Here is a 26,223-nt window from a genome sequence, read left to right as displayed (position 1 = left end):
ATTATCAGGCGGGTTGGTATACTTTCGGCCTGACATACCAGACCGGATCAATTCTGTTTTTCGTGTGACCGCCAGCGGGTGAATACACGGTGTATTCCAGCTTCCGGCACAGTTGACACCGAAAGACAGCATTTTCTCTGCCTGCCGACCTGACGGGGCATCGCCGGTCGGGCGGGCTGCAACAGCAACATTTCCTGCCGCAATGCCTGGAATGCGCGGGAAAACGCAAATGCGGGACACCTATGCCTGAGGTCATGTTTGCCGGCCCTGATGGCCGTCTGGAAGGTCGATACCATCATTCAAGCGCGCCCAACGCGCCGCTTGCGCTGGTACTCCATCCCCACCCGCTGCATGGCGGAACCATGAACAACCGCATCACCTATGCGATGTACCGCGCGTTCGAGAAAATGGGCTTCTCGGTCATGCGCTACAATTCACGTGGGGTCGGGCGCTCGCAGGGGCGCTATGACGGCGGCATTGGCGAGATTTCGGACGCCGCCGCCGCCCTTGACTGGATGCAGATGGTCAACCCGAACGCCAGCGGCCTGTGGATCGCGGGCTATTCGTTCGGTGCGTTCGTCGGCATGCAGCTGCTCATGCGCCGCCCCGAGATCACGGGCTGGATCAGTGTGGCGCCCCCGGCCAACCACTATGATTTCGGCTTTCTTGCCCCCTGCCCGTGCGGTGGGCTGATGATCGCGGGCGAGAATGACGAACTGGTGCCCGAACCCGCCGTGCGCAAGCTGGTGGACAAGCTGAACACCCAGAAGGGCGTGACAGTGGACTACCGCATATTCAAGGGCGCGGACCACGTCTTCGCCAACCATGCCGACCAGGTGGCCGAGGCGCTGGAAGACCATGTCAGCACGGTCATGAACCGCAAGGCGCTGGCGCTGGCCGCCGACTGATCCCCCCAACCCACCCCGGTCGGGCCCGGCTGTTCCATGATGGGCCGTGAACATGCTAGAGGCTGGTCCGCGCCGGGGCGGCCCGGCCAGCGATGCCTATCACAGCGCGGAACAGATCATGCCCAAGAGTGAATTCCTCCGGGAAGCCGAAGCACGCGGCTTCATTTTCCAGTGCACCGACATGGACGCGCTTGACGCGGCCATGCAGGCCGGTCCGGTGGGGGGCTATATCGGTTTCGATCCCACGGCGGACAGCCTGCACGTGGGCAGCCTGATCCAGATCATGATGCTGCGCCTGCTGCACCGCCATGGCCACCGCGCCGTGGCGCTGGTGGGTGGCGGCACCGCGAAAATTGGCGATCCGTCCTTCCGGGAGGAAGCGCGCAAGCTCATGACGGCGGAAACCATCGCCACCAACATGCGCGGGGTGGAGGGCTGCCTGCGGCAGTTCCTGCCGCTGGGCACCGGGCCGGCCGACCCGCTGCTGACCAACAATGCCGACTGGCTGGACCGTCTGTCCTACATCGACCTGCTGCGCGATGTGGGCATCCATTTTTCCGTCAACCGCATGCTGTCCTTCGACTCGGTGCGGTCGCGGCTGGAACGTGAGCAGGGCCTGACGTTCCTGGAGTTCAATTACTCCATTCTCCAGTCCTATGATTTCCGGGAACTGAACAGCCGTCATGGCGTGACCCTGCAGATGGGGGGATCGGACCAGTGGGGCAACATCGTCTCGGGCATTGATCTTGTCCGCAGGATGAACGGCGCCCAGGTCTTCGGCCTGACAACGCCATTGCTGACCACAAGTTCCGGCGCGAAGATGGGCAAGACGGCGCAGGGCGCCGTCTGGCTTTCGGCGCAGCGGCTGCCGGTTTTCGAATACTGGCAGTTCTGGCGCAATGTGGAGGATGCGGATGTTGGCCGCTTCCTCAAGCTGTTTACCGAGCTGCCCATTGCGGAATGCGACCGTCTTGCGGCCCTTGGCGGCGCGGAAATCAATGAAGCGAAGAAGGTCCTCGCCACCGAGGCCACGGCCCTGTGCCACGGCCGCGCCGCCGCCGAGGAAGCCGCCGAGGCCGCACGCCGCACGTTCGAGGAAGGGGCCGTCACCGCCGCCGCCCTGCCCACCGTGTCCCTGCCCGCCGCCCTGCTGGCCGAAGGCATGCCCGCCTTCCGCGTGTTTGTGGAAGCCGGCCTTGCCGCAAGCAACGGGGAGGCCCGTCGCCTGATCCGTGGCGGCGGCGCACGGGTGAATGACGTGGTGATCCGGGACGAGGCGCAGGTCGTATCCGACAGGGACCTGATTGACGGCGCGCTCAAGCTGTCATCGGGCCGCAAGCGCCATATCCTGGTCCAGCCGGCCTGAAGGATACGGCCATGACACGCAGGCAGGCAGGCCGTGACAGGGCGCAGGCACAGCAGCCCGACCTGTTCGCGCCAGCAGCGCCTGCCTCCACCCCCGCATCCGAATCCCCACGCGCCGCGCCCGCCAGCCTGCCACCGCTGCCTGCCGTGCCGCCGGAACTGTGGGAACGGCTGGCCTATTCACGTTTCCGCGCGCGCTTCCACCTTGGGGCAAAGGAACGGGAGTACCTGGCCACGCGGGGCCTGCCAGAAGTCATGACGCATGCGGCGGATTTCATCGCCACCCGACTCGCCCCCGCCCACCCGGAAAAGGACGGACGGCAGACCCCGTGGCGGGGACACCCGGTTTTCATCGCCCAGCATGCCACGGGCACCTGCTGTCGTGGCTGCGTTGCCAAATGGCACGCCATGCCTGCAGGCCAGCCACTCGATGCAACACAGCAGGCCTATATCCTGTCGGTCATACAGGAATGGATACGGCGCGATGCGACCGCTACGCCGCAATCCGCGCCCAGACCTGATCCCCGCTGATCCAGCATTCATACGAACGTGGCATCGGGCCTGCGGCCTCCACCCGGCCACCGGGGGCCTGCGCGCGCCCGTCGGGACCGAAGGTCCACATATGTAGCGGACAGACAATGCGGCCATACAGCACGTAACCGGCGGACAGGCGGGCATTGCCATGGGGGCAGCGGTCATCGATCACGGCGGGAAGCACGTCATCCACCATCCACACCACCAGCGCCCGGCCATCGCACATGACCCGCTGGGGCGCCTCACGCGCGGCGGATAACGTGCACAGGGGACGGGAACCCGGTAACGCCTGTTTCATTGACTCCATGCCTTCCCCCCTGCTGCGCAGTTACCATCTTACGTGAATGGGGTGCGTCGTCTATCGTGCATGCGCCCTGTCGCAGGCATGCGGCGCACCGGCCAACATTAACAGGATATGATGACGCATGGTTCTTTCACCCCAGCATGAACATCTTCTGGACCGTCTGGCTGAGGTCGCCGTCCGCGTTGGCGTGAATGTCGCACACGGGCAGCAGCTTCTGATCACGGCACCACTGGATGCCGTGCCGCTGGTCCGCCGCATCACGGAACACGCCTACCGGGCCGGGGCGTCACTGGTGACGCCGTTCTATGCCGATGACGTGGCGACACTGGCCCGCTTCCGCCATGCCGCCGATGATACGCTGGACACTGCCGCCGACTGGCTGCAGGACGGCATGGCCAACGCCTACCGCAAGGGGGCGGCGCGCATGGCGATCACGGGTGGGAACCCGGTGCTGCTGGCCAATGAAAATGCCGAACGCGTCTCCCGCGTGGGGCGTGCGGCATCGCGCGCGGGGCGTCCGGCCATGGAACTGATCACCCGCTTCGCCATCAACTGGAACATCGTGGCCTTCGCCACCCCCGCATGGGCGGCCCAGGTGTTTCCCGACCTGTCGGCGGATGCGGCGGTCAGCCGGTTGTGGGACGCCATTTTCCAGGCATCACGCGTGATGGTGGACGACCCGGTGGCCGAATGGAAAGCCCATAACGCCCACCTGCACAAACGTGCGACATGGCTGAACGAACGCCGTTTCGCGGCCCTGTATTTCACCGGGCCGGACACCGACCTGACCGTGGGGCTGGCCGATCGCCATGCATGGGCCGGGGGCGCGGAACCCGCGGGCAACGGGATCACCTGCAACCCCAACATCCCGACCGAGGAAGTGTTCACCACCCCGCATGCCCGCAAGGTCAGCGGAACGGTACGCGCGACCAAGCCGCTGTTCCATCAGGGCACGCTGATTGACGATATCGCCGTGCGTTTTGAAGACGGCCGCATTGTCGAAGCCCATGCCCGCACCGGGCAGGACGTGCTGGAACGCATACTCGATACCGATGATGGCGCACGCAGGCTGGGTGAAGTGGCGCTGGTGCCCGCGTCCTCCCCCATTTCACAAAGCGGCATCCTGTTCCGTAACACGCTGTTTGACGAAAACGCCGCCAGCCACATCGCGCTGGGCCAGTCCTATGCCAAATGCATGCTGGATACCGACAGCCTGACCGAAGCCCATCTGGCGCAGCAGGGGGCCAATACCAGCTTTATCCATATTGACTGGATGATCGGGTCCAGCAAAATCGACGTGGACGCCATCAACCATGATGGTACCCGCGAACCCCTGATGAGACAGGGCGAATGGAGCAACCAGCCATGACTTCTTCCTTCGTGCGCAAGGCGCTTTTGGCCACCACCTGCGCCCTTGCCCTGACCCGCCTGCCCGCCGTCATGCCATCCGCCATGGCCCAGCAGTCCACACAGCAGATGACCCAGCAGGCCCCAAGTGCCGCCCAGCAGGCCGCGATCAGGCACGATATGGAAACCGTGGCGCAGTACAGGCTGCCCAAGGATTTCTTCACGCGCATGACGCCGGTGATGGAACAGATCCGCAACTCGCGCATCACCCCCCCCGAAACGCCGAACCTGTCGCTGGAAGATACGATCAAGCGCACCGAAGCCATGCCCCAGCTTGCGCCGATCCTGCAGCAGGGTCACATGACGGCACGTGAATTCGTCATGGGCATCACCACCTTTGGCATGACCGCCGCCGTCATGCAGCACCCCCCGCAGGACAGCAAGTCCATGCCGCCGCTGAACCCGGACAATGTCAGCCTGCTCAAGTCACATACGGCGCAGACACAGGCACTGATCCAGATCATGAACGGTAGCGACAGCCAGCAGCAGGAAATGGGGCGTTAACCCCCTGTTGATAAAAATAAAATTCTGGGTGCCGCCTTTTTCCAAAAAGGTGGCATCTCCTGAAGTTTCCTGAAAAAGCCTGACCAGAAATGCCTTCATGACTGACGCGGCGTGACGCAGGCGGTCTTTGTGAACCCACCTTCCTGCCCCCTGCTTATGCGGCAGCAGGACATCCTGCCGTCAGCAGGGCAACCGTCCGCGCCATGATGTCGGCCTGCGTGTAATGGACCAGCGCGCGCATCCGTCCCACCTCCCCCATGCGCTGGCGCAGCACACCATCACGCACCAGCCGGTCCAGCGCCGTAGCCAGCCGTGCGACATCGCCCGGCGGCACCAGCAGGCCGGTCTCCCCCTCCACCACCTGTTCGCACGGGCCGGAAATATCACTTGCCACCACGGGCAGGCCGCACAGCATGGCCTCGATCACGCTCATCGGCAGGCCCTCGAAATGGCTGGGCAGGGCAAAAATGTCCGCAGCCGCCATGATCGGCGCGACATCCGCACGATATCCAAACATGACCATGCGCGTGCCAAGGGCTGCCTGTGCCGCGGCAAAACACGCGCCAAGATCCACGCCCCGGTCACTGGGCAGACGTTCACCCACCACCCATAACACCGCATTGTCAGGCAGGCTGCGCATGGCCGCCAGCAGTTCAGGATAGCCCTTGCCCCGCACCAGGCGGGAGACGGCAAGGATGACAACCTGTCCCGCGCCCACCCCCATCCGCGCGCGCAGCGCCGCACGCTGTTCGGGCATGGGGTGGAAAATAGCCGGATCACGTCCGTTGCCGATGGCCGTGGCGCGGGGATTGATCCGCAGCCTGCGGGCGTCATGTGCCTCTTTTTGCGAGACCGTCAGGTAGATGCCGGTCACCTGTCCCGCCAGCCATTCCAGCACAAGGGCTACGGCACGCCGCAGCCGTGATCCCGGCTGGTTGAACAGGAACCCATGGCAGGTATAGGCAATGCAGGGCACCCCGCACTGCCATGCCGCGAAACGCGCCAGCAGGCCGCTTATGGGCATGTGTGCATGGACCATATCGGGCTTTTCCGCGCGGATCAGGCGCACGAGCGCCCGCCATGCCCGCCATTGCGCAAGGGGGGACAGGGTGCGCGACATGGGCACGGTCTCGACCCGCAGCCCACGCACGCGCACCTCCTTCAGCAGGGGACCATCGGCACAGGCTCCCACCACATCATGCCCTTCATCCCGAAGCGCCAGCATGAGGGGAAACAGGAACTGGCGTAACGAAAAATCGACATTCGTGACTTCAAGGATCTTCATGCCAGAAGCAGCAGCTTCTCACGTCGCAGCGCCCAGCGCACCACCTGCCGAACCTTGCCCAGCGGGGCACCCCCACCTATGGCCGGGGCATCCGGGGTGTCCCCGTCTTCCTGCTTCTGCCGGGCTGCGGGATCGACCCGCACGACCAGCTGCAGGGTCGGCTGCGGCACCTGGCCACCGGAATAGACGCTTTCCTCAATCGCGACCTCACCGCCCGCAGCCCGGAACCGCCAGTGCTGCTCCCCCGCTTCCAGCAGGATGGAACCATCCTGCGCATCCACCGCCGTCACCGTCGGATGCAGGTGCAGACGCAGGACGAAGGCCAGTTCCCGCTCGCCTTCCAGCATTTCCTCCCCGCGCAGGATCTCGCCATCCCCGCCCAGGTACAGCCTGCGGTAATACGTCACCCCCGCCGAAGGGTGGTAGCCGTCATGCGACAGGTTCAGCCAGTGCGCGCCTTCGGCCACGGCATGATCGACACTGACATGGGTTGGCCTGCGCCGCACCGTGCCATCTTCCCCGAATTCGGACGAGGACATGTCCTCCACCACCACGACGGAATGGGCCGCAGTCTGACGCAGGGCCTCTTTCCACGCGGGCAGGACCCCGCCACCGCAATTGACGATCAGGCGCTGCCGCGCACAGGAGAATTCGAATGACAGCGTCCCCGCATGCGCGTTGCGGTCATATTCGGGCGGGGCGGGAATCCCCACATCCACCAGCAGCAGCGACCGCACGGCCTGCATGCGTATGAAACCGCCATCGGGCATGGCATTGGCCACAACGCGGGTGCGCGTGGCCTGCGACAGCACCATCTCGATCAGCGTCGCATTGCGTTCATGGCTGCCATTGAACAGCGCGAGCCCCCCGTCCCCATGTCGCATGGCCCGCAGCACAGGGCTCATCTTGTCCAGCGCGATGGCGACCGAATGCGGCAGGGCATGCTGCACCGCCTGCATCATGGCCCGCATTTCCGCCAGTTCGCGCAGCGCACGCAGCTGCACCTCCGGGCTGCGTTCGACATGCCAGCCATCAGGCAGGATCTGGCTTTCAACCTCGTTATCGATGTAGCGGCGGTACCGGGTCAGGAAACCGGTATACTCAGGCATGGCCACCGCTACCGCCAGCAGCCCCTTGAGCGCTGTAAGCGACTGCCAGCCATGCTGTTCAGGCGGCATGAGAGCAGCGATGGTGCGCCCTTCCACCAGTATCCGCTCCATCAGGCGCTGGCGGAAGGAATCGCTGGCCGATGCGGCAAAGAAATCATAATGCCCCAGCCACGCTGCGACACGGGCGCCAATCACCCCGCAATCCAGCGCCATGGGGTGCTGGGATGGATGGTGCAGCCAGTCATCAACCAGCGCGCGCGCCTTCAGCCGCGCGGCGTCCGTGCCCACCGCACGCAGGTCACGCAGCCAGCGGAAGCTGAGCAGCCCCTCACGGAAACCGGGTTCGAATTCGGGCGAATCCCACTGCCCCGGCCCGACGGGGTGAGTATAGCCCGCCCATGTCAGGCTGCCACGCGCAAGCTGCGCGCCCGCCGCCGGGTCCCCCGGCCACAGGTCACGCACATTATGGACAGGCGCGACAGGCAGCCGCCTGCCCCCGCCCAGCAACGGCAGCCGCGCGAATGAAAGGCGCGCACCCCGCGCCAGACGCTTCAGCGGCATGGGGCCCTATCCCCCCGATATGGCGGTACGCATACCCTCACGCCGGGGTATGCGTCCCGATCCGTAGGTTCCTGATGGCGGCGGCATAATCATCCTGCCCATACACGGATGTCCCGGCAATCAGGACATCAGCACCCGCGGCAACCGCCAGCGGCGCGGTTTGCGCAGTAATGCCGCCATCAACGCCAATGCGGATGTCACGGCCCGTCGCATCCGCCATGCGACGCAGGGTCTCGATCTTGCGCAGCTGGCTGGTCAGGAATTTCTGGCCACCAAAACCGGGGTTGACCGTCATGACCAGGATCATGTCCACCAGATCCAGCACTTCGCCCACCGCTTCGGGCGGGGTGGCGGGACAGATGGCGATGCCGGGCTTCACCCCATGGTCGCGCACGTGCTGCAGCGAACGGTGGGTATGGGGACCGGCTTCCACATGCAGGTGGATATGGTCGGCCCCGGCCTTCGCAAAGGCTTCGATATACGGATCGACGGGCGCGATCATCAGGTGCACGTCAAACGGGAGCTTCGACTTCGGGCGAAGCGCCTTGATCAGTTGCGGCCCCATCGACAGGTTCGGTACGAAATGCCCATCCATGACATCCAGATGCAGCCAGTCCGCACCAGCATTTTCGACAGCGGCGACTTCATCCGCCATGCGGGAAAAATCAGCCGACAGGACGCTGGGCGCGATGAGGGGGGTCTTGAGAGCAGCCATGCCTGTTTTTTAACAGCAATCAAAGACTAACGCCAATCTTTCCTCATGCCCCCTGCCCCTGTCAGGCCCGACGGAAACGCGCGGCGAAGAAGCCATCCATGCCACCATGATCCGCCAGCATGCCAGGATGGGTGCGCAGCCATCCCTCCGGCGTGCGGGCCTGCGGCAGGAAGGCCAGTTCCTCCGGCGTGAAAGGATCGGGGAGCAGGCCCATCGCCTCGGCCGCGCGGGCACGCTGCTCGCCTTCCTCGGGCTGCAGCGAACACACGGCATAGACCACGCGCCCGCCCGGCCGCAGCATGTCGCGACTTGCGGCCAGCAGCCGGTCCTGCCCTTCCGTCATGGTGGCGATGTCACGCGGGCGCTTGATCCACATGGCGTCGGGGTGTCGGCGGATGGTGCCGGTGGCCGAACATGGCGCATCCAGCAGAATCGCGTCCAGCGGAGCATCAGGCCGCCACTGTGCCGCATCCGCATGGATGACCTTCACCGCATCCAGCCCCAGGCGTGCCAGATTCGCGCGCAGCCGCTCGATCCGGCGGCCTTCGCGTTCAATGGCGAATATCTCCGCCCCGGCAAAGGCAAGCTGGGCGGTCTTGCCACCGGGGGCCGCACACAGGTCGGCCACGCGTTCGCCCGCCTTCACATCCAGCAGCCGCGCGGGCAGGCTTGCGGCCATGTCCTGCACCCAGAATGTCCCTTCGGCAAAGCCGGGCAGGTCCACCACCTTTACCGTCCCCGCGGCAAAGCGCACGCTTCCATTGGGCATCACCTCGCCGCCCGGCGGGGGTTCGGCACCGGGGCGGATGCTCAGGTCCAGCGGCGGTTCATGACCCAGTGCGCGGGCGATGGGACGTGCCAGCTTCCCCCACGACTGCCACAGCCACGGCGGCACATCCAGCCGCGCCTGGTCCAGCCCCTCCAGCGCCTGCGTCCCGCCAGCCGCAACGCGACGCAGCACGGCGTTGACCAGCCCCGCGAACGGCACCAGCCCCCGCCTGCGCGCAAGGGCGACGGACGTGGCCACGGCGGCATGGGCCGGCGTGTCAAGGAACAGGAGCTGCGCCACCCCGATCAGCAGCACCACGCGAACGGGTTCGGGCGGTTCACGCTTCAGGAACGGGGCCAGAACCTCATTCGCGGTGCCCATGTGCCGCAGCACGGTGGCCGCCAGCCGGTGGCCCGCGGCACGGTCGCGCGGTTCGGCCGCGCGGGCGGCGGCCGAATGGCCCAGCGACGTATCAAGCATGCGGCGGTGCACGATCACGCCTTCGACGATATCGAAGGCGATGTCGCGCGTGGGATCCGGGGCGACCTTGCCACCGCGCCGGTCGGGGCGGCCTGCGTTGGGGCGGCGGCCGGTGGGGCGGGACGACGGGGACGGGGAAGGCTTCATGGAATCCTGACCTGAAAACTGCGATACGCGGGGGCTTGACCGGGGAGGTATTCAGGCCAAGCCTAGAGCCATGTCAACATCCACATCCATAGCACAGGCGCTGACGGGCATCCGCGCCCGCATCACCACCAGCGCGCAGGCGGCAGGTCGCGCCCCGTCCACCATCGGCCTGGTGGCCGTTTCCAAGTTCCATCCGCAGTCCAGCGTCATCGCGGCACTCGAGGCGGGGCAGCGGATATTCGGTGAAAACCGCGTGCAGGAAGCCGCCGCCAAATTCCCTGCCCTGCGCGAACGCTGGCCCGACCTGCGGCTGCACATCATCGGCGGCCTGCAGACCAACAAGGCGCTGGAGGCCGTCCGGATCGCGGACATGATCGAAAGCCTCGACCGACCGTCCCTGTCGGACGCGATCGCGCGCGCGGGTGACAGGGCGGGCCGCCTGCCACACCTGCTGGTGCAGGTAAACACGGGCGACGAAACCCAGAAATCGGGCGTGCGGCGGGAAGACGCCGATACCTTCATCACCGCCAGCATCACGCGCTTTGGCGACGCGGTGCGCGGCCTTATGTGCATCCCGCCGCATGATCAGGACCCGACGCCGCATTTCCGGCTGCTGTCGGACATGGCGGCACGGCACGGGCTGCCGGTCGTGTCCATGGGCATGTCGGCCGATTTTGAACGCGCGATTGCCTGTGGCGCGACGCTGGTACGGGTGGGAAGCGCCATTTTCGGTGCCCGCCCCGCCCATGCCTGACCACGCCTGAATGGCACCTGAGCGGAGACGGGCCTTGCTGCGCATGGGGCGAGGCGGTAATGTGAAACTATCCGGTCGCGATGTGATGCCGGTTTTCTGTCTTCATTGCCGCGGAGCCGTCACGACATGACGCAACCCACGGGGCCTTCTGCCCCCGGATCCCCGACGCCGCCGGATGGCGCAGGTCATCCCGCCACTGCCGCGGACAAGGCCACGACCGCGCCCAAGATTACCGAATATGGCGCGGACCAGCACGAACATGCTGCAAACCCCGTAGGCTTTGCCGCCCTGCTGGGTGTGCTGGGCGTGGTGTTTGGCGATATCGGCACAAGCCCGATCTACGCCCTTCGGTCGACCATCATGGTCGTCTCGCAGCACCACCGGATCGCCCCGTGGGAGGTACTGGGCGTTCTCAGCCTGATCATCTGGTCGCTGCTGCTGATCGTGACGGTCAAATACGTCATCCTGATCATGCGCGCCGACCATAATGGGGAAGGCGGGATCATCTCGCTCATGTCGCTGGCCCAGCGCGTGGCCCCCAGCAACCGGCTGCGCATCGCGCTGGGCATGGTCGGCATCGGGGGGGCCTGCCTGTTCTTTGGCGATGGCATGATCACCCCCGCCATTTCCGTGCTGTCGGCAGTGGAGGGGCTGGAAGTCAGCTTCCCCGCCGCGCGTGACCTGGTCATACCCATTGCGCTCATGGTCCTGATCGGGCTGTTTTCGGTCCAGTGCTACGGCACGGGCAAGGTGGGCACCGTGTTCGGGCCGATCATGCTGGTGTGGTTCAGCCTGCTGGGCATACTGGGCGGACTGCAGATCCTGCATCACCCGGCGGTGCTGCTGGCCATATCGCCCACCTATGCGGTGCAGTTCATCGTCTATCACGGGTGGCTGTCGTTCATTGCGCTGGGCTCGGTCGTGCTGTCGGTCACGGGGGCGGAAGCGCTGTATGCCGACATGGGGCATTTCGGTCGCCAGCCCATCCGCTATGCGTGGCTGTTCTGCGTGCTGCCCTGCCTTGCGCTGAATTATCTGGGCCAGGGTGCGCTGATCATCGCGGACCCCGCGGCGCTGGCCAATCCGTTCTTCCTGCTTGGCCCGCACTGGCTGCAGGTGCCGATGATCATCCTGTCCACCTTCGCCACCGTCATTGCCAGTCAGGCGGGCATTTCGGGCGGGTTTTCGCTGTGCCGCCAGATCATCCAGCTGGGCTACCTGCCACGCATGCGCGTGACCCATACGAATGCGGAGGAGGAAGGCCAGATCTACCTGCCGGAATTCAACCGCTTCCTGATGGTGGGCGCGCTGCTGCTGGTGCTGGCCTTCCGCAGTTCGGACGCGCTGGCCTCCGCCTACGGCATTGCGGTGACGGGCACGTTCATGTGCACCTGCGTCCTGGCGATGGTGGTGTTCCGCAGGCTGTACCACTGGTCGCGGCCCGCCGCGATCGCAACCTTCGGCGGCTTCTTCCTGCTTGATGCCACGTTCTTCGCGTCCAATGCGCTCAAGATCCCGCAGGGCGGCTGGGTGCCGGTGCTGCTGGGCATCGTGCTGACGCTTATGATGACGACGTGGAAAAAGGGTCGTCAGCTGATCATGAACCGGCAGAAGCAGGACAGCATGCCCATGAACTCGTTCCTGGCCCGCCTGCCGCAGTCGCGCATCATCCGCGTGCCGGGCACGGCGGTGTACATGACCGGGAACCCCGATTTCGTGCCCGCCTGCCTGCTGCATAACCTCAAGCACAACAAGGTACTGCATGACCACGTGCTGTTCGTGACCGTGCAGACGCTGGACCAGCCCGAAGCCGATCACGGCCACCGCGTGGCGTTGCAGGAACTGGCGCCCGACATCTACCGGATCATCCTGCGGTACGGCTTCATGGAAATGCCCAACCTGCCCCGCGCGCTGGAGGACCTGAAGGCCAGCGGCCTTGATTTCGATGCGCTTCAGGCATCGTATTTCACCAGCCGTGAACTGCTTGTGCGTTCGTCCGTTCCCAAGCTGTCGCGGTGGCGGATGTCGCTGTTCCTGTTCATGGCGCGCAACGCAACCCCGGCGACGGAATTCTTCCGCATTCCGCCCGACCGCGTGGTGGAGCTGGGCGTGCGGCTGGCGATCTGAAAAATAACAGAAGCTTTCGGGTGTCGCCTTTTTTCAAAAAGGCGACATTCTTTTTGAAAAAAGCTTCACCAAAAACTTCATTCCGGTTTGCAAGGGGGTTCGTTGGCAGGCTTTTCAGACAGCCCTTTATCAGGCGTGGAAGAACCGCTGGCGCTGTACGTGCACTGGCCGTTCTGCCTGTCCAAATGCCCGTACTGTGATTTCAACAGCCATGTGCGTGATGAGATCCCCCGCGCCCGCTTCGGCGCGGCACTGCGGCGCGAACTGGCGCACGAAGCCGCCCGCATGGGCGATGACCGGGCCGAGCGACCGACCATAAGCTCCATTTTCTTTGGCGGCGGCACGCCATCGCTCATGGCACCCGAAACGGTGGCCGGGCTGATTGATGATGCCCGCATGCTGTTTGGCCTGACGGATAATGTCGAAATCACGCTGGAGGCCAATCCCACCAGCGTGGAAACCGGCCGGCTGCGCGCCTTCCGTGACGCAGGCGTCAACCGCATTTCCGTCGGTGTCCAGAGCCTTGATGCCGAAGCCCTGCGCTTTCTGGGGCGCGAACATGACGCGCCACAGGCCATGGCAGCGCTGGAGACGGCGCGTAGCCTGTTCGACCGGATTTCATTCGACCTGATCTATGCCCGCCCCGGACAGGACGCCGCGGCATGGCGGACGGAGCTGGAGACGGCGCTGTCGCTGGTCTCGGACCACCTGTCGCTGTACCAGCTGACCATCGAACCCGGTACGAAATTCGAAAGCCTGTACCGTCAGGGCCGCTTCCGCCTGCCTGATGGGGACGAAGCCGCGCGCCTGTATGAACTGACCGCCGAGGTCGCGGGCCGCCACGGGCTGCTTGGGTATGAAATCTCCAATTATGCCCGCCCCGGTGCCGAAAGCCGCCATAACCTGACCTACTGGCGGTATGGCGACTATCTGGGCATTGGCCCGGGCGCGCATGGGCGGCTGACCCGCAATGGCGTGACCTGCGCCACCCGGCGTCACCGCGCACCTGAACCGTGGGCAGAGCGGGTGGAACGCACCGGCACCGGCGCACATGCGGAAGAACGGCTGGATGACCGCGACCGTGCGCGCGAAATGCTGCTGATGGGGCTGCGGCTGGCAGAAGGGATTTCCACCACGCGGTTCGCCCGCCGCACCGGCATGACGGTGCACGACGCAACCGACGCCGACATCATGGCCGCCGCGGTGGAGGAAGGCTATCTGGTCGCTGATCCCGCCCGCCAGACCCTGCGCGCCACGGCCGCGGGCCGCCTGCGGCTGGAAAGCCTGCTGGCCGCGCTGGTGCTTTAGGAATTTAGGCAATACGATGGCGGCCCACCATACGTAAGGCCAAGGAGTGCATCGCGTGTTCTCATCCGCCCTTTCACTGACTGCCCGGTTTGCGGCCTGTCTTACGGCTGTCACGCTGATGGCCACATCGGCCCTCGCCGCCCCTGCCCCGGCTACGGCCGGGCAGGAACTTGTAATCGAGGATAACGACTTCCTTGGCCCGGGTGGGTCGGACCAGCTTTCGGCCATCCCGCTGCTGTTCAACCCGCATGTCCGCGTGCTGGGCTTTACGGTGGTGTCGGGCGACGGGTGGGAAAACGCGGAATCCGCGCACCTGCGCCGCCTGCTGGAAATCGTGGGACGCACCGACGTGCCGGTTGCCGATGGCGCGGTCTATCCGCTGGTCAACACGCGAGCCGAAATGAAGCTGCATGAACAGCAGTACGGCATCATTCCATGGAAAGGCGCCTGGGGCGGGGCGGGTTCGATCGACAGCGCCACGGACATCCAGCCCGCCATTCCGGCCATGAAGGAAGGGGCACCCCATCTGTCCCCCGTGGCGCAGAGTGCCGCGCAATTCCTGATCGAACAGGTCCATGCCCACCCGCATGAGGTCACGATTGTCGCGGCGGGACCGCTGACCAACCTGGCGCTGGCGATCCGTCAGGACCCGACCTTTGCCGAAACGGCAAAGCAGCTTGTTTTCATGGGGGGCCTGCTGGACACCAGCATGATGTCCATTACCGGGAATGCGGATTTCGCTTCCGATTTTAACATGATCTTTGATCCCGAAGCCGCCCACATCACGCTGACCGCACCGTGGAAAAAGGTGACCGTGGTGGGCAGCGTCTCGAATGATCTCATGCTGTCGAAGCAGTACCTGGCCCGGCTGACGGCAAAGAAGACACCGCTGACCGATTACATTGGCAGATATTATGATCCGCTGCCCATGTGGGATGAAATGACGACCGCCATCGCCGCTGATCCCACGCTGGTGACATCGGCCGTGGACGCCCGCATGGATATCGATACCAGCCGTGGCCCGCATTATGGCCATGTCTTTGTCGTGCCCGATTCGCTGGCCCCGCATGACAGCCCCATGCGCACCGTGCATATCGTGCGCAGCATTGATGCCGACCGCTTCCGCGACATTTTCGCGCAGCAGGCACAGACCGACCTGCCCGGTCGGGAGCACTGACGGGGAACACACGCAGCATGCTGCACATGGTCAAACTGGCGGTTGGCATCCAGTCCATCGAGGATCTGGCCGCACGCCAGTCTCTCCAGACGCCGCCGGTTGATGACCTGGACGGCACCAGCGCCACCGGCATGCCGTGGTTCCGTACCCGCATGTACCCCCGCAGGGCTGCGGACATACTGGATGGTGGTTCGATCTATCGTGTCATTGGCGGGCGCATCCTGTGCCGCCAGCGCATTACCGCAATCCAGCCCGACACGCGTGAAGATGGCACGCCATGCGCACTGGTGGTCATGGCGCCCGACATCATCCCGGTCCAGCCACGCGCCATGCGGCCGTTCCAGGGCTGGCGCTACCTCCGCCCCGAGGATGCGCCGCCCGACCTGCTGGCCAACAGCCATATGGGCGACGTGCTGCCCGAAGCCCTCCGTAACGAACTGGCGGAACTGTGCCTGATCTGAACATGTCCCCGACCCCTTCCTCCCTGCGGGGCATGACGCGCCTTGGTGTTCTGGTCCTGACCGGGCTGGGCCTTGCCGCCTGCGCCAGTTCGGGCGGCGGCGGTGGAAAGACGTCGCATTACAACAGCTATTATGAAGGCAAGGCCGCATACCGCGCGCCGGGTCCGGTCACGGACCCGTGGCAGCCCTATATTGCCGATGCCTCCACCCGGTTCGCCGTACCGCAGGAATGGATTCGCGCCGTGATCCAGAAGGAATCCGGCGGCCATGAATATATCGACGGGCACCTGACGCGCTCGGCCAGCGGGGCGATCGGGCTCATGCAGCTCATGCCGCCGACCTATGCCGACATGCAGCGGCGTAACCACCTTGGATCCGACCCGTACAATCCGCATGACAACATTCTTGCGGGCACGGCCTATATTCGCATCCTGTACGGGCTGTATGGCGCGCCGGGCTTCCTTGCGGCCTATAACGCGGGCACGCAGCGGCTGAACGACTACCTTGAAAATGGTCGCCCCCTGCCCAGCCAGACGGTCCGCTACCTGCGTATCATCACCCCCAATCTTGGCAACGAGGTCGCGTTGAGCGGACCGCTGGCGGTCTATGGCTCCTCCGGCCAGCGCGTCGCCGCCAACCCGCCCGCGCTGGGACCGGGCAACACCGGGGTCAAGGCCGACCATACCTATATCCAGTACGCCACCCTCAATCCGCCCGCCCCCGTGCAGCACCGCACGGCCTGCGTGCAGGACGCCAGTCTGGCGTATGATCCAACCAACACCACCTGCCATACCGACGCCCGCACGGCTGCCGCCCCTGCCGCCAGCGCCGGGGCCGGTTACGGGGCATGGATGGTACAGGTCGGGGCCTTTACCGCCGAAGGACAGGCCCGCTTCGCCACCACCATGGCCCGGCAGGGGGACTTTGCCGCCCTGCAGGGCGCGCGCAGCATGGTCATTCCAGTCAACAAGCCCGCCGGGGGCGTGATCTATCGCGCCCGCCTTGCCGGGCTGTCACAGGCGACGGCCACGCAGGCCTGTTCCACGCTGAAAAATCAGGGCCTGCCCTGCAGCGTGATCCGCCCGGGACAGTAAACGGGTTCGATTATGCCGTAATGGGGAATATAAAAGTTTTAGGATGTCGCCTTTCTTCAGGAAGGCGATGCCCGTCCGGAGTTTTCTTCACCTTAATATAACTATCCCTATTCCGAAGCCATAACCGGCGCGGCCGTGCTGTCCAGCGCACCGGGCACATGCAGCGCGGGCAGGTGCAGCGTCGCATGCCGCACCATCATGACGGAAGAAAAGCCCAGCGAGAGGGTATAATCCCCCGCCGCCACGCTCCAGTTGCCGCCCGCCGGGTTCCATTGTCCCACCAGCCGCAGGCTGACCGGCACGCTCAGCCGCACGGTATGTCCCGGCGCAACCATGATGCTGCGCCATCCGGCCAGACGACGGGCAGCCCCCGGCACATCATCGGGCATTTCCACATACAGTTGCGGAACCGCGCGTACCGGGGTGTCATCGGAATTGGTGATGGAGAAACTGGCCGTCGCATGGTTGCCATCGCGCACGACATGCAGATCGCTGAAGGTCAGGTGCCCCCGCGTTGACAGGCCATAGCCAAACGGAAACAGCGGCACGACATGGGCGCGGGCGAACGCGCGATAATCAGCATCCGCCAGACCTGGCGGATAGAAGCCCCCCGTCAGCGTAACCGGCAGATGGCCGGAAAAATCCTGCTGCCCGGACAGAAGGGCGGCCAGTGGCTGGGCATATTCATCCCGCCACGCCCATGCCTGCACCACGCTGTCCACCGTATCCAGCCAGGGCATCTGCCGGTCCGGGTCGTCCGACGCCAGCACCACGACAACGTGGCCACCCATTTCCGCCACGGTTGAAATCATCTGGTTGTCATCATTGCCCGCACTCAGCACCAGCGTGCGCGCGGCCTGCGATACGGCAGGTGGCAGGGTGCCGGGCGCACCCGCCCCCTCCGTCGCAACGGACAGCGCCACGTTCAGCCCCGCATGCCGCAGCGCATCAGCCAGCTTTTCCGCCGCAGGGCGCAACGCGGGATGGACCAGCATCAGGACAGGACCAAGGGCGGGATCAAAGGGTACGACCCTGTTTTCATTCTGCAGCAGGACCGCGCCCTGTGCCTCCACATCCGCCACCAGCGTGTCAGGGGATGCGGGCGGCGCGCCATTATGCGCGCTGGAGAAAGGGGGCGGATGGTCAAGACTGCCTGACATGTAGAACGAGGCGAGGATATGCGTCACCATTGCCTGCACCTGCGCGGGTTTCAGGCTGCCCTCGCGCACGGCCTGCCGCAGGGCTGCGCCAAAGACGTCATGGCCGTCCGTATCCACCTGTTCCATATCCACGCTTGCCGCGACGGCCGCCAGTGTGGGTGCAATATCCGCATTCCGGATCTCGCCCGCGCCACCGGGCCGCGCCATGACCATGCCGGGAAAATGCCAGGCGTCATGCACTATGGCCCCAAGGCCGGTTACGGTCTGGCACGGCGCCATGCCGCCACACAGTATGGCCCCCCCATGCGCCGTTTCCAGCGCCATGGCGACACCCAGCAGGCTCTGGGATGCAAGCTGGGCTGCAGGTACCTGCGTCGTGCGGTCGGGCAGGGTACCATCCGCGCGCGACTGTTCCTCCGTCGCGACTGACCCGAAGACCGGCAGTATATGTCCCGCCAGCAGTCCCGCACCGATCATGCCCGCCATGCTTCCGGCAAGAACCTGATCCTCCCCCGCCTGCAGGCGGCCTGATGGCAGCAGGTCAACGCCCCCCACCCGCAGCACCGCACGGCCATGCAGCCATTCGGAGCGTGCCCGCGCGCTGCCCGCCCGGCGGGCAAGGTCGGGATCCCATGTCGCCGCCAGCGCCAGCCATGGCAGCAGCGGATGGGGGGCGCCATCGGCAGGCTGGGCCGCATGGGCGAAATCCGGCATGCGCAGCACCGGCAGGCCCAGACGGGCAACGCCCGGCCATGCCAGCAGGTCACCTGCCTCTGCTGTCGTGCCCAGACCGGCAGCGGGGCGGGCCTGAACGACCGTCTGCTGTTCATCGGGCTGCATGCGCGCGGCCATGTCCGCCGCATGCGCGGTGCCCGTGCTGCCACCTAGCGCCCCGGCCGCATGGACCGGCAGGACCGACAGCCGCAAAAACACGATGCCCGTACACAGGGCGGCGACGTACCATGTGGCTGAGTGTCTCATCATGTCCCATTGCTGTTGAAAGGTGACGCCATTTTTGCACCTCCGGCCGGGATTGTCACGCAACGCAGGGTAAAGTGGCCGTGCGACTTGGCGGGACAGGCGGGGCAGGATATGAAGAACAGACAACGCGACAGGCCAGAACGCACCCTGCCCGGCATGGCCGGCAGGTCAGGCGCATGGCTGGATTACCACATGCGGGGGCCATCCCCGGCGTCCATAGAGGCATCATGACCCTTCGTCCGCCCAGTTCTGCCCCTTCTGCCGCCCCGTCGGGCCGCCACCTGCCGCCGCGTGCGATCGTGCCCGCGCTGCTGGCCATAAGCCTGCTGGCAGGCTGCGGCAGTGCGCCGCAGCATGACAAAAGCGGGCTGGCCATTCCCCAGAACCGCCTGCTGAAGGAAGACCGGGGCGCCAATGGCGGTTCCACCCCGCTGGAAAGCAACGGGGTCAATGCCTTCCTGTGGCGCGGCGCGCTGGATACGCTGTCCTTCATGCCGTTCGCCTCTGCCGATGCGGTGGCGGGCGTGATCCTGACGGACTGGTACACACCGCCCGCAACCAAGGATGAGCGGTTCAAGATCACCTGTTTCATCCTGTCGCGCAGCCTGCGTTCGGACGCGGTACGCGTATCGGTGTTCCGTCAGGTGTTCCAGGACAACCAGTGGGTCGATACCCCCGTTGCGGCCAATACCGTATCCGACATCACCGCGCGTATCCTGACCCGCGCACGCCAGCTGCGGACCGATAGCGGACAGCGCTGATCCCCGCCCCCGGCGTTCCTTTCCACCGGGTGGCACAGGCCGTGCTGCCCGCACCTTTCCGGCGGGGTATCCCCGCCCCCGCATACCGAACCAGAAGAAGATGACCGAAACCAGCACCCCACCGGACAGCGCCACCCCCGCCTATGACTTCCACACGGCCGAGCCGCAGTGGCAGGAACGCTGGGCTTCGTCGGGCATCTTCAATGTCCCCGATGTCCCCCCTGCCGATCGGCCCAAATATTATGTGCTGGAGATGTTCCCCTATCCGTCGGGACAGCTGCACATGGGCCATGTGCGCAATTACACGCTGGGCGATGTGGTGGCGCGGTACAAGCGTGCGCGTGGCTTCAGCGTGCTGCACCCGATGGGCTGGGACGCCTTTGGCCTGCCGGCGGAAAATGCCGCGCGCGAACGCGGGGTGCATCCGGGCAAGTGGACGATGGACAACATCGCCGCCATGCGCGCAACGCTGAAACGGCTGGGCTTTTCATTCAACTGGGACCGTGAGATCGCGACCTGCCTGCCGGAATATTATGGCAAGCAGCAGAAGCTGTTCCTCGACATGCTCAAGGGCGGCCTGGTTGAACGGCGTGAAAGCTGGGTCAACTGGGATCCCGTGGACAACACCGTGCTGGCGAACGAGCAGGTGGTCGATGGCCGGGGCTGGCGTTCGGGCGCGCTGATCGAACAGAAGAAGCTGTCGCAGTGGTTCCTGAAAATCACGAAATTCGCCCCGCAGCTGCTTGATGGCCTGTCCACCCTGCCGCGCTGGCCCGAACGCGTGCGCACCATGCAGGAACGCTGGATTGGCCGATCCGAAGGGGCAAGGGTCCGTTTCGCCCTGCATGAACCGCCCACGGGTTTCGATATCGACCTTGATTCGATCGAGGTCTTCACCACCCGTCCCGACACGCTGTTCGGCATGTCCTTCCTGGCCATTGCGGCCGACCATCCGCTGGCGGCCAAGGTCGCGGCCAAAAACGCGGCGGCCGGGGAATTCATTGCCGAATGCCAGCGTCTGGGCACGTCGGAAGAGGCAATCGAAACCGCTGAAAAACGCGGTTTCGACACCGGGCTGCGCGTCAGCCACCCCTTCATGCCCGATAAATCCTTCCCGGTCTGGATCGCGAATTTCGTGCTGATGGATTACGGGACGGGTGCGGTATTCGGCTGCCCGTGCGGTGATCAGCGCGACCTTGATTTCGCGCGCAAGTACAACCTGCCGGTCACCCCCGTCATCCTGCCACCGGGGGCCGAGGCCGCGACCTTCACCATGACCGACAGGGCATGTGATGGCCACGGCACGCTGTTCAATTCCGGCTTTCTGGACGGTCTGGATACCGAGACGGCAAAAAAGGAAGCGATCACCCGGCTGGAAGGCATGGGAATCGGCCAGGGTGTGGTCAACTGGCGGCTGCGTGACTGGGGCATTTCGCGCCAGCGTTACTGGGGCTGCCCCATTCCCGTCATCCACTGCACGGATTGCGGCGCGCAGCCCGTGCCCGATGACCAGCTGCCGGTAAAGCTGCCCGAGGACGTGACTTTTGACCGCCCCGGCAATCCGCTGGAACACCACCCGACATGGAAGCACGTGGCCTGCCCCAAATGCGGCAAGGCCGCCGTGCGCGAGACCGATACCTGCGACACCTTTGTGGATAGTTCGTGGTATTTCGCCCGCTTCACCGCGCCGCACGCGCCCACGCCCACCGTGCCTGCCGCAGCTGATGGCTGGCTGCCGGTGGACCAGTATATCGGCGGGATCGAACATGCGATCCTGCATCTGCTCTATGCCCGCTTCTTCACCCGCGCGATGCATGAGACAGGACACCTGCATGTGGACGAACCCTTCAACGGGCTGTTCACGCAGGGGATGGTCAACCACGAAAGCTACCGCGACGCGGACGGCAACTGGCTGTATCCCGAGGAGGTCGATCGCAGGGCCGATGGGGCCGTGCGCCGCGACAATGGTGCGCCCGTCACCATCGGTCGCGTGGAAAAGATGTCCAAGTCCAAGCGCAACACGGTGGCACCCGTCGCCATCATCGAACGCTTTGGCGCGGATACGGCACGGTGGTTCGTACTGTCCGACAGCCCGCCGGAACGCGACATGGAATGGACGGAATCCGGCGTTGCCGCGGCATCGCGCTTCCTGCAGCGCCTGTTCCGCCTTGTCCGCACGGTGGCGGAACAGACCCCGGCGGGTGCCGCGTGTCCCGCCAGTGTATCGCGCAACGCGGATGCCCTGCGCCGCACCACCCACCGCACCATCGCGGCGGTGACCGACGCGCTGGAAACCTTCAGTGTAAACGTGGCCGTGGCGCGGCTGCATGAACTGACCTCCGCCATGGCAGATGCGGAAAAGACGGCAGGCGAGGACGGCATGGCGTTCGCCCGGCGTGAAGCGGCCACCACGCTGGCACTGCTGTGCGCGCCAATGGTGCCGCATCAGGCGGAAACGATGATGGCGCTGCTTGAACCCGGCGGCCAGCCGGTGGTGGACCGCACGTGGCCGGTCGCCATCGCGGACCTGCTGAAGGCGAACGAACTGACCATCGCCGTCCAGATCATGGGCAAGCTGCGCGGCACGATCGCCGTGCCGCCGGACATGCCCGCGGACAGGGTCATCGCCATGGCGGAAGCCGAACCCAACGTGGCGCGCCTGCTGGATGGCGCGCGGATCGTCAAGCGCATCCATGTGCCGGGCCGGATCGTCAACTTCGTGGTTGCGAAATAGCCCATGGCGCATCCCGTCCGTCATCCTGTCGTGCTGGGTATCCTGCTGATGGTGGCAGGATGCGGCTTTTCGCCCATGTACAAGACGACGGGAACCCATATCGGCGCGGATGGCAAACCCACCGTGACCAATGTGGTGGCGGAACTGAAACAGGTGTACGTACCGATCATCCAGGAACGGTACGGCCAGCAGCTTCGCCAGTTCCTGCAGCAGGATCTGGGCGGGGCGGGGCCGGAAGACCCGACCGGTTACGAACTGCGCATCAGCACCTACATCATGAACGAAGCGGTGGACATCCACGCGGACAATACCAGTGGCCGCACGCGGACCACCGCCTTCGCCCACTGGCAGCTCTATACGCTGGGGGACAACCCGCACATGCTGGCGGGGGGAGATGCCTCGGTCGTGGATGGGGTGAACAATACATATGAACAGTATTTCGCCCTGACGCTGAACCTGGAAACCGTGCGCACCCGTGTCGCCAAGAACATGGCCGAACAGGTCACCCAGCAGGTAGCGACGTGGTTCCGCACCCATGCCCGCCCTGCGGTGGACGGGTCGGTCGCGGACCAGAACCAGCCGCGCTATGTCGATCCCAACAGCATCGTAAATCCCAATAACCAGATGCCATCCCAGCAGCCGGGCGCCGATGGCCTGCCCGCACTGGCGACGGGCCGGACCGATTCCCAGCTGAACGAGGAAAACAACGAAGGCAGCAGCCTGTCCACCCAAAGCGCCCCCATGGACAGCACGCCGCAATCCACCAGCGGCAACCGGAGCGGTTCGGGCACCTCCATGGCCCCGGATGTCGATACATCCCCCTCCTCCGGTATCAGCATAGGCGGCGGGGGCGCGAACGAGTGAAGATCGATGCCCGCGCCGTCAATGCCACCCTGCAGGCACCGGGTGCGCTGCGGGCCATTATCCTGCATGGGGATGACGCGGGGCTGATTCGTGAGCGGGCCACAACCGCGGCGAAAGCGGTCTGCGCGGACCTGCAGGATCCGTTCCGGGTCGCCATTCTGGGCCGCGAAGACCATGACCGGCTGGAGGAGGAAACGACCGCCCTTGCCCTGACGGGGGGGCGGCGCGTGGTCTGGCTGCGCGAGGCGGGTGACAGCCTGCTTGCCCCATTGCAGCACAGCCTGGGACTGTCATCCGATACACTGATAGTTATGGAAGCGCCGGGCCTTGCCTCGCGTTCGAAATTGCGCGCCTTTGCGGAAAAGGACAGGCAGTGCGGCGTGATCGGCTGTTACCCTGAAGAAGGACGGACGCTGGAAGCCGCCATCCGGCAGATGCTATCGGCGCAGAACGTCGGGATCGACCCTGATGCGCTGGGGTGGATGGTGGAGCGTGCAGGCCCCGACCGCGCGGCGACACGCAGTGAAGTTGAAAAACTGGCCCTGTTCGCCGGTGCGGGCGGCAGGCTGGGAATGGAGGACGTGCGCGCGTGCATTGGTGACGCGGCGGGCGTATCACTGGAAGACGCGGCCTTTGCCGCCATGGCGGGTGACCGCAGGGCGGCGGATGCGGCCGCGGAACGGGCGCTGACCACCGATGGCAGCAGCCCGGTCGCCCTGACACGCGTGCTGCTGTCACACATCCACCGGCTGCGGCGGGCACGGATTGCGGTGGATGGCGGGGCAAGCCGGGCGGACGCCATGCGGCAGTTGCGCCCCCCCGTTTTTTTCAAACGCACCGACAGCTTCGGTCAGGCCATGATGATATGGTCCGCCAACGCCCTGCTGCGTGCGGCTGAAGACACGCAGGCACTGGAACTGGCATGCAAACAGACCGGCAGCCCCGATGTCGTGCTGTGCCTGCGCCATATCGCCCGGCTATGCGCACAGGCGCAACAGATGCGCAGGCGGCATTAAGGGAAAATATTCCCCCTTCCCTTCGTGAAACATCTTGCCGGGGTGGGCTGCCTCGGTTAGAAAATCCGGGTGTGTCCGCGTAGCTCAGCCGGATAGAGCACAGGATTCCTGGTTTGCAATTGGGCGTCACGACGGGAAACCACGTGGCGGATCTGCTCAAATTCGGGGAACGCTCTGGCAAATGCCGTGCCAATCCCGAGCCAAGGCCGGTTTTCCGGCAAGGTGTAGAGACTGGATGGGCAGCACCTGTCAACCGCATGCGGTTTATGGTGAAGGGACAGTCCAGACCACGAACGCCATATCCCTATGGCGGCGGTGAAAGCCGAAGTGGTACGAATCCTGGGGCCGTGGGTTCGAATCCCGCCGCGGACACCACAAATCCCTGCCAATCCCATGACCATCAGATCTGCGGCAGGATCTGTTCCTTCGCGGCAGGATGGTGCCCGCCCTGCATGGTCACATCAGCATGGAACGCGCCACCGGAACTGAAACCATCCGAGTGCCAAGGCCGGCCCCTGTCAGATCGCATGCTGGCCGGTTGAATGCGTCCACCGTTTTGGTTCCATTCGTGACAGACATGGCAGATGACCGACCCGCTCTTCAGGCATATCTGACACGAAATGCGCAGCGACATCGTGCATGGAATGCGTGCCGTGTGGGCATGACATCCCGGATGCCGTCTGGCTGGCATTCATGCACGAATTGCCATTACACCGGCAGCATGCCTGTTACAATGAAACACTGCGATATATTGCAGCCCGTTGTCATCATGATATCCAAGACATTTACAATTACATCCCTATCAATATACAGGTTCCATGTTCATTTCCTGAATGGAATTAATTTCTGATTACCCATGTAAGATACATCTAAAAATTCATAATTCTACATAAATATTTTTCTTAATTCATATAATATCATGAATGTATATTTTTACATTACATGAAAATAAATCAGCGTTCTGCAAATTATATTTCAATATGTTCTGTAGAATTCCTTGCAGGAAGAATAAAAAAATGACCCACTTCCGCGGACTACAGATTTTCTTTCCATGCAGAATTTTCCGCCATTTATTGTTTCACTGTATATATTCAAAAATATAATGAATAGCGATATTCATTCAGAATACATTCTGATAAAATAATAAACAATTGGCATCAATAAGATCAATTTATGAATTGATCCTATCTTCACTCACACCTGCCTTAACAAAGTGTTTCTATTCATTCAGAGATATAACCTACCCATAACGAATAGAACATATTCAATGCATATAAAGTATGGGGGTAAGAAAAGTTCCCTGACTACAGTCAGTTAATCAAAAAAATGTTTCAAAATCCGATTCAGGCCATAAGCATCCGTCGAAAGTGTGTGATTTGTACCAGACCGGAACTTTACACCCATGCCTACTTTTTTTGTGATTGTTGTCTGAGAGCCTGATCCGAAAGTTTTTGAACAATACCAGCCTGTTGTGATTCATCCGTCTTTACGAAGAGATGGAGTGAATGGTGACATGGACTGGTATTGCCCGACGTGAACATAGCCGGGAAGGACTGCGATATCCATCGGATATGATGGACGGGGAATGGGCTTTGATCGTGCCATTTGTGCCCCCTGCGAAACGGGGCGGTCGCCCTCGCACGACGGATATGCGCGAGGTGGTCAACGCGATGCTCTACATAGCCTCGGCCGGGTGCG

General features: G+C 64.0%; 22 protein-coding genes. 16 read left to right on the top strand and 6 right to left on the bottom strand.

The genetic code is table 11. The annotated features are described in order from the left end of the window. The first annotated feature begins 242 nt into the window (after positions 1 to 242). From CFR80_RS00120 to CFR80_RS00110, 3 genes are all read left to right on the top strand, one after another. Positions 243 to 908 carry an alpha/beta hydrolase gene (locus tag CFR80_RS00120; RefSeq protein ID WP_010507247.1) on the top strand — a complete coding sequence of 222 codons (666 nt, stop codon included), beginning with the start codon at positions 243 to 245 and terminating at the stop codon, positions 906 to 908. Positions 909 to 1,026: 118 nt separating this feature from the next. Then, positions 1,027 to 2,274, top strand: coding sequence for a tyrosine--tRNA ligase (tyrS, locus tag CFR80_RS00115; protein ID WP_029329564.1), 1,248 nt, complete (start codon positions 1,027 to 1,029; stop codon positions 2,272 to 2,274). An 11-nt stretch (positions 2,275 to 2,285) separates the two neighbouring features. Continuing rightward, the gene (locus tag CFR80_RS00110) at positions 2,286 to 2,804 is read left to right on the top strand and encodes a DUF4186 domain-containing protein (RefSeq protein WP_029329565.1); all 519 of its coding nucleotides are present in this window, start codon (positions 2,286 to 2,288) and stop codon (positions 2,802 to 2,804) included. Here CFR80_RS00110 and CFR80_RS00105 read toward each other — a convergent pair. Continuing rightward, the gene (locus CFR80_RS00105; protein ID WP_010515084.1) at positions 2,767 to 3,105 is read right to left on the bottom strand and encodes a Rieske (2Fe-2S) protein; all 339 of its coding nucleotides are present in this window, start codon (positions 3,103 to 3,105) and stop codon (positions 2,767 to 2,769) included. The genes CFR80_RS00110 and CFR80_RS00105 overlap by 38 nt on opposite strands. A 127-nt stretch (positions 3,106 to 3,232) precedes the next feature. Here CFR80_RS00105 and CFR80_RS00100 point away from each other — a divergent pair, with 127 nt between their 5' ends. Next, on the top strand, positions 3,233 to 4,480 hold the full coding sequence (locus CFR80_RS00100) for an aminopeptidase (protein WP_110507002.1): 1,248 nt from the start codon (positions 3,233 to 3,235) through the stop codon (positions 4,478 to 4,480). Continuing rightward, entirely contained in the window at positions 4,477 to 5,022 is a 546-nt protein-coding gene (locus tag CFR80_RS00095) for a hypothetical protein (RefSeq protein WP_010515086.1), read from the top strand. Before CFR80_RS00100 ends, CFR80_RS00095 begins: the two co-directional genes overlap by 4 nt. A 154-nt stretch (positions 5,023 to 5,176) precedes the next feature. On the opposite strand, the gene CFR80_RS00090 is transcribed toward CFR80_RS00095, so the two are convergent. The 4 genes from CFR80_RS00090 to CFR80_RS00075 all read right to left on the bottom strand — a co-directional run bounded on the left by CFR80_RS00090 (position 5,177) and on the right by CFR80_RS00075 (position 10,088). Beyond that, on the bottom strand, positions 5,177 to 6,307 hold the full coding sequence (locus CFR80_RS00090) for a glycosyltransferase family 4 protein (protein WP_010515087.1): 1,131 nt from the start codon (positions 6,305 to 6,307) through the stop codon (positions 5,177 to 5,179). Further along, positions 6,304 to 7,977, bottom strand: a complete 1,674-nt coding sequence (locus CFR80_RS00085) for a heparinase II/III family protein (RefSeq protein WP_010515088.1) — start codon at positions 7,975 to 7,977, stop codon at positions 6,304 to 6,306. Before CFR80_RS00085 ends, CFR80_RS00090 begins: the two co-directional genes overlap by 4 nt. Before the next feature lie 37 nt (positions 7,978 to 8,014). Beyond that, entirely contained in the window at positions 8,015 to 8,692 is a 678-nt protein-coding gene (rpe, locus tag CFR80_RS00080) for a ribulose-phosphate 3-epimerase (protein WP_048855635.1), read from the bottom strand. Positions 8,693 to 8,753: 61 nt separating this feature from the next. Next, positions 8,754 to 10,088 carry an RsmB/NOP family class I SAM-dependent RNA methyltransferase gene (locus tag CFR80_RS00075; RefSeq protein WP_110507001.1) on the bottom strand — a complete coding sequence of 445 codons (1,335 nt, stop codon included), beginning with the start codon at positions 10,086 to 10,088 and terminating at the stop codon, positions 8,754 to 8,756. A gap of 70 nt (positions 10,089 to 10,158) precedes the next feature. Between CFR80_RS00075 and CFR80_RS00070 the strand changes: the two genes are divergently transcribed. From CFR80_RS00070 to CFR80_RS00045, 6 genes are all read left to right on the top strand, one after another. Beyond that, positions 10,159 to 10,842 carry a YggS family pyridoxal phosphate-dependent enzyme gene (locus CFR80_RS00070; RefSeq protein ID WP_010515091.1) on the top strand — a complete coding sequence of 228 codons (684 nt, stop codon included), beginning with the start codon at positions 10,159 to 10,161 and terminating at the stop codon, positions 10,840 to 10,842. 126 nt (positions 10,843 to 10,968) lie between these two features. Further along, positions 10,969 to 12,969 carry a potassium transporter Kup gene (locus tag CFR80_RS00065; protein WP_010515092.1) on the top strand — a complete coding sequence of 667 codons (2,001 nt, stop codon included), beginning with the start codon at positions 10,969 to 10,971 and terminating at the stop codon, positions 12,967 to 12,969. Between the two features lie 135 nt (positions 12,970 to 13,104). Beyond that, positions 13,105 to 14,277 (top strand): radical SAM family heme chaperone HemW, encoded by a 1,173-nt coding sequence (gene hemW, locus CFR80_RS00060; RefSeq protein ID WP_010515093.1) that lies wholly within the window; start codon positions 13,105 to 13,107, stop codon positions 14,275 to 14,277. Positions 14,278 to 14,395: 118 nt separating this feature from the next. Next, on the top strand, positions 14,396 to 15,454 hold the full coding sequence (locus tag CFR80_RS00055; protein WP_042658905.1) for a nucleoside hydrolase: 1,059 nt from the start codon (positions 14,396 to 14,398) through the stop codon (positions 15,452 to 15,454). A 17-nt stretch (positions 15,455 to 15,471) separates the two neighbouring features. Next, positions 15,472 to 15,915 carry a DUF1489 family protein gene (locus tag CFR80_RS00050; protein WP_010515095.1) on the top strand — a complete coding sequence of 148 codons (444 nt, stop codon included), beginning with the start codon at positions 15,472 to 15,474 and terminating at the stop codon, positions 15,913 to 15,915. Positions 15,916 to 15,947: 32 nt separating this feature from the next. After that, positions 15,948 to 17,009, top strand: coding sequence for a lytic transglycosylase domain-containing protein (locus CFR80_RS00045; protein ID WP_029329567.1), 1,062 nt, complete (start codon positions 15,948 to 15,950; stop codon positions 17,007 to 17,009). 107 nt (positions 17,010 to 17,116) lie between these two features. Here the strand turns inward: CFR80_RS00045 and CFR80_RS00040 are convergent, their stop codons facing one another. Beyond that, positions 17,117 to 19,153, bottom strand: coding sequence for a glycoside hydrolase family 3 protein (locus CFR80_RS00040; RefSeq protein ID WP_232275757.1), 2,037 nt, complete (start codon positions 19,151 to 19,153; stop codon positions 17,117 to 17,119). Positions 19,154 to 19,377: 224 nt separating this feature from the next. Between CFR80_RS00040 and CFR80_RS00035 the strand changes: the two genes are divergently transcribed. From CFR80_RS00035 to CFR80_RS00005, 5 genes are all read left to right on the top strand, one after another. After that, on the top strand, positions 19,378 to 19,911 hold the full coding sequence (locus CFR80_RS00035) for a DUF3576 domain-containing protein (RefSeq protein WP_010515098.1): 534 nt from the start codon (positions 19,378 to 19,380) through the stop codon (positions 19,909 to 19,911). A gap of 100 nt (positions 19,912 to 20,011) precedes the next feature. Beyond that, the gene (leuS, locus tag CFR80_RS00030; RefSeq protein WP_110507000.1) at positions 20,012 to 22,645 is read left to right on the top strand and encodes a leucine--tRNA ligase; all 2,634 of its coding nucleotides are present in this window, start codon (positions 20,012 to 20,014) and stop codon (positions 22,643 to 22,645) included. Between the two features lie 3 nt (positions 22,646 to 22,648). Beyond that, positions 22,649 to 23,509 carry an LPS assembly lipoprotein LptE gene (locus CFR80_RS00025; protein WP_010515101.1) on the top strand — a complete coding sequence of 287 codons (861 nt, stop codon included), beginning with the start codon at positions 22,649 to 22,651 and terminating at the stop codon, positions 23,507 to 23,509. Beyond that, complete coding sequence (gene holA, locus CFR80_RS00020) at positions 23,506 to 24,525, top strand: DNA polymerase III subunit delta (protein ID WP_010515102.1); 1,020 nt, start codon at positions 23,506 to 23,508, stop codon at positions 24,523 to 24,525. The genes CFR80_RS00025 and holA overlap by 4 nt, the downstream gene beginning before the upstream one ends. Positions 24,526 to 26,030: 1,505 nt before the next feature. Then, a partial coding sequence (locus CFR80_RS00005; RefSeq protein WP_146221606.1) for a transposase occupies positions 26,031 to 26,223 on the top strand: 193 nt, incomplete at its 3' end.

Origin of the sequence: Komagataeibacter oboediens (assembly GCF_003207815.1) — a bacterium.
GTDB classification, from domain to species: domain Bacteria; phylum Pseudomonadota; class Alphaproteobacteria; order Acetobacterales; family Acetobacteraceae; genus Komagataeibacter; species Komagataeibacter oboediens.
This window is presented reverse-complemented; position numbering and strand designations above follow the sequence as displayed.

What these genes read in the sequence shown, in the direction of transcription:
- CFR80_RS00120 (WP_010507247.1), top strand. Translation starts at nt 243, where the DNA reads ATGCCTGAGGTCATGTTTGCCGGCCCTGATGGCCGTCTGGAAGGTCGA.
- tyrS (WP_029329564.1), top strand. Translation starts at nt 1,027, where the DNA reads ATGCCCAAGAGTGAATTCCTCCGGGAAGCCGAAGCACGCGGCTTCATT.
- CFR80_RS00110 (WP_029329565.1), top strand. Translation starts at nt 2,286, where the DNA reads ATGACACGCAGGCAGGCAGGCCGTGACAGGGCGCAGGCACAGCAGCCC.
- CFR80_RS00105 (WP_010515084.1), bottom strand. Translation starts at nt 3,105, where the DNA reads ATGAAACAGGCGTTACCGGGTTCCCGTCCCCTGTGCACGTTATCCGCC.
- CFR80_RS00100 (WP_110507002.1), top strand. Translation starts at nt 3,233, where the DNA reads ATGGTTCTTTCACCCCAGCATGAACATCTTCTGGACCGTCTGGCTGAG.
- CFR80_RS00095 (WP_010515086.1), top strand. Translation starts at nt 4,477, where the DNA reads ATGACTTCTTCCTTCGTGCGCAAGGCGCTTTTGGCCACCACCTGCGCC.
- CFR80_RS00090 (WP_010515087.1), bottom strand. Translation starts at nt 6,307, where the DNA reads ATGAAGATCCTTGAAGTCACGAATGTCGATTTTTCGTTACGCCAGTTC.
- CFR80_RS00085 (WP_010515088.1), bottom strand. Translation starts at nt 7,977, where the DNA reads ATGCCGCTGAAGCGTCTGGCGCGGGGTGCGCGCCTTTCATTCGCGCGG.
- rpe (WP_048855635.1), bottom strand. Translation starts at nt 8,692, where the DNA reads ATGGCTGCTCTCAAGACCCCCCTCATCGCGCCCAGCGTCCTGTCGGCT.
- CFR80_RS00075 (WP_110507001.1), bottom strand. Translation starts at nt 10,088, where the DNA reads ATGAAGCCTTCCCCGTCCCCGTCGTCCCGCCCCACCGGCCGCCGCCCC.
- CFR80_RS00070 (WP_010515091.1), top strand. Translation starts at nt 10,159, where the DNA reads ATGTCAACATCCACATCCATAGCACAGGCGCTGACGGGCATCCGCGCC.
- CFR80_RS00065 (WP_010515092.1), top strand. Translation starts at nt 10,969, where the DNA reads ATGACGCAACCCACGGGGCCTTCTGCCCCCGGATCCCCGACGCCGCCG.
- CFR80_RS00055 (WP_042658905.1), top strand. Translation starts at nt 14,396, where the DNA reads ATGGCCACATCGGCCCTCGCCGCCCCTGCCCCGGCTACGGCCGGGCAG.
- CFR80_RS00050 (WP_010515095.1), top strand. Translation starts at nt 15,472, where the DNA reads ATGCTGCACATGGTCAAACTGGCGGTTGGCATCCAGTCCATCGAGGAT.
- CFR80_RS00045 (WP_029329567.1), top strand. Translation starts at nt 15,948, where the DNA reads ATGACGCGCCTTGGTGTTCTGGTCCTGACCGGGCTGGGCCTTGCCGCC.
- CFR80_RS00040 (WP_232275757.1), bottom strand. Translation starts at nt 19,153, where the DNA reads ATGATGAGACACTCAGCCACATGGTACGTCGCCGCCCTGTGTACGGGC.
- CFR80_RS00035 (WP_010515098.1), top strand. Translation starts at nt 19,378, where the DNA reads ATGACCCTTCGTCCGCCCAGTTCTGCCCCTTCTGCCGCCCCGTCGGGC.
- leuS (WP_110507000.1), top strand. Translation starts at nt 20,012, where the DNA reads ATGACCGAAACCAGCACCCCACCGGACAGCGCCACCCCCGCCTATGAC.
- CFR80_RS00025 (WP_010515101.1), top strand. Translation starts at nt 22,649, where the DNA reads ATGGCGCATCCCGTCCGTCATCCTGTCGTGCTGGGTATCCTGCTGATG.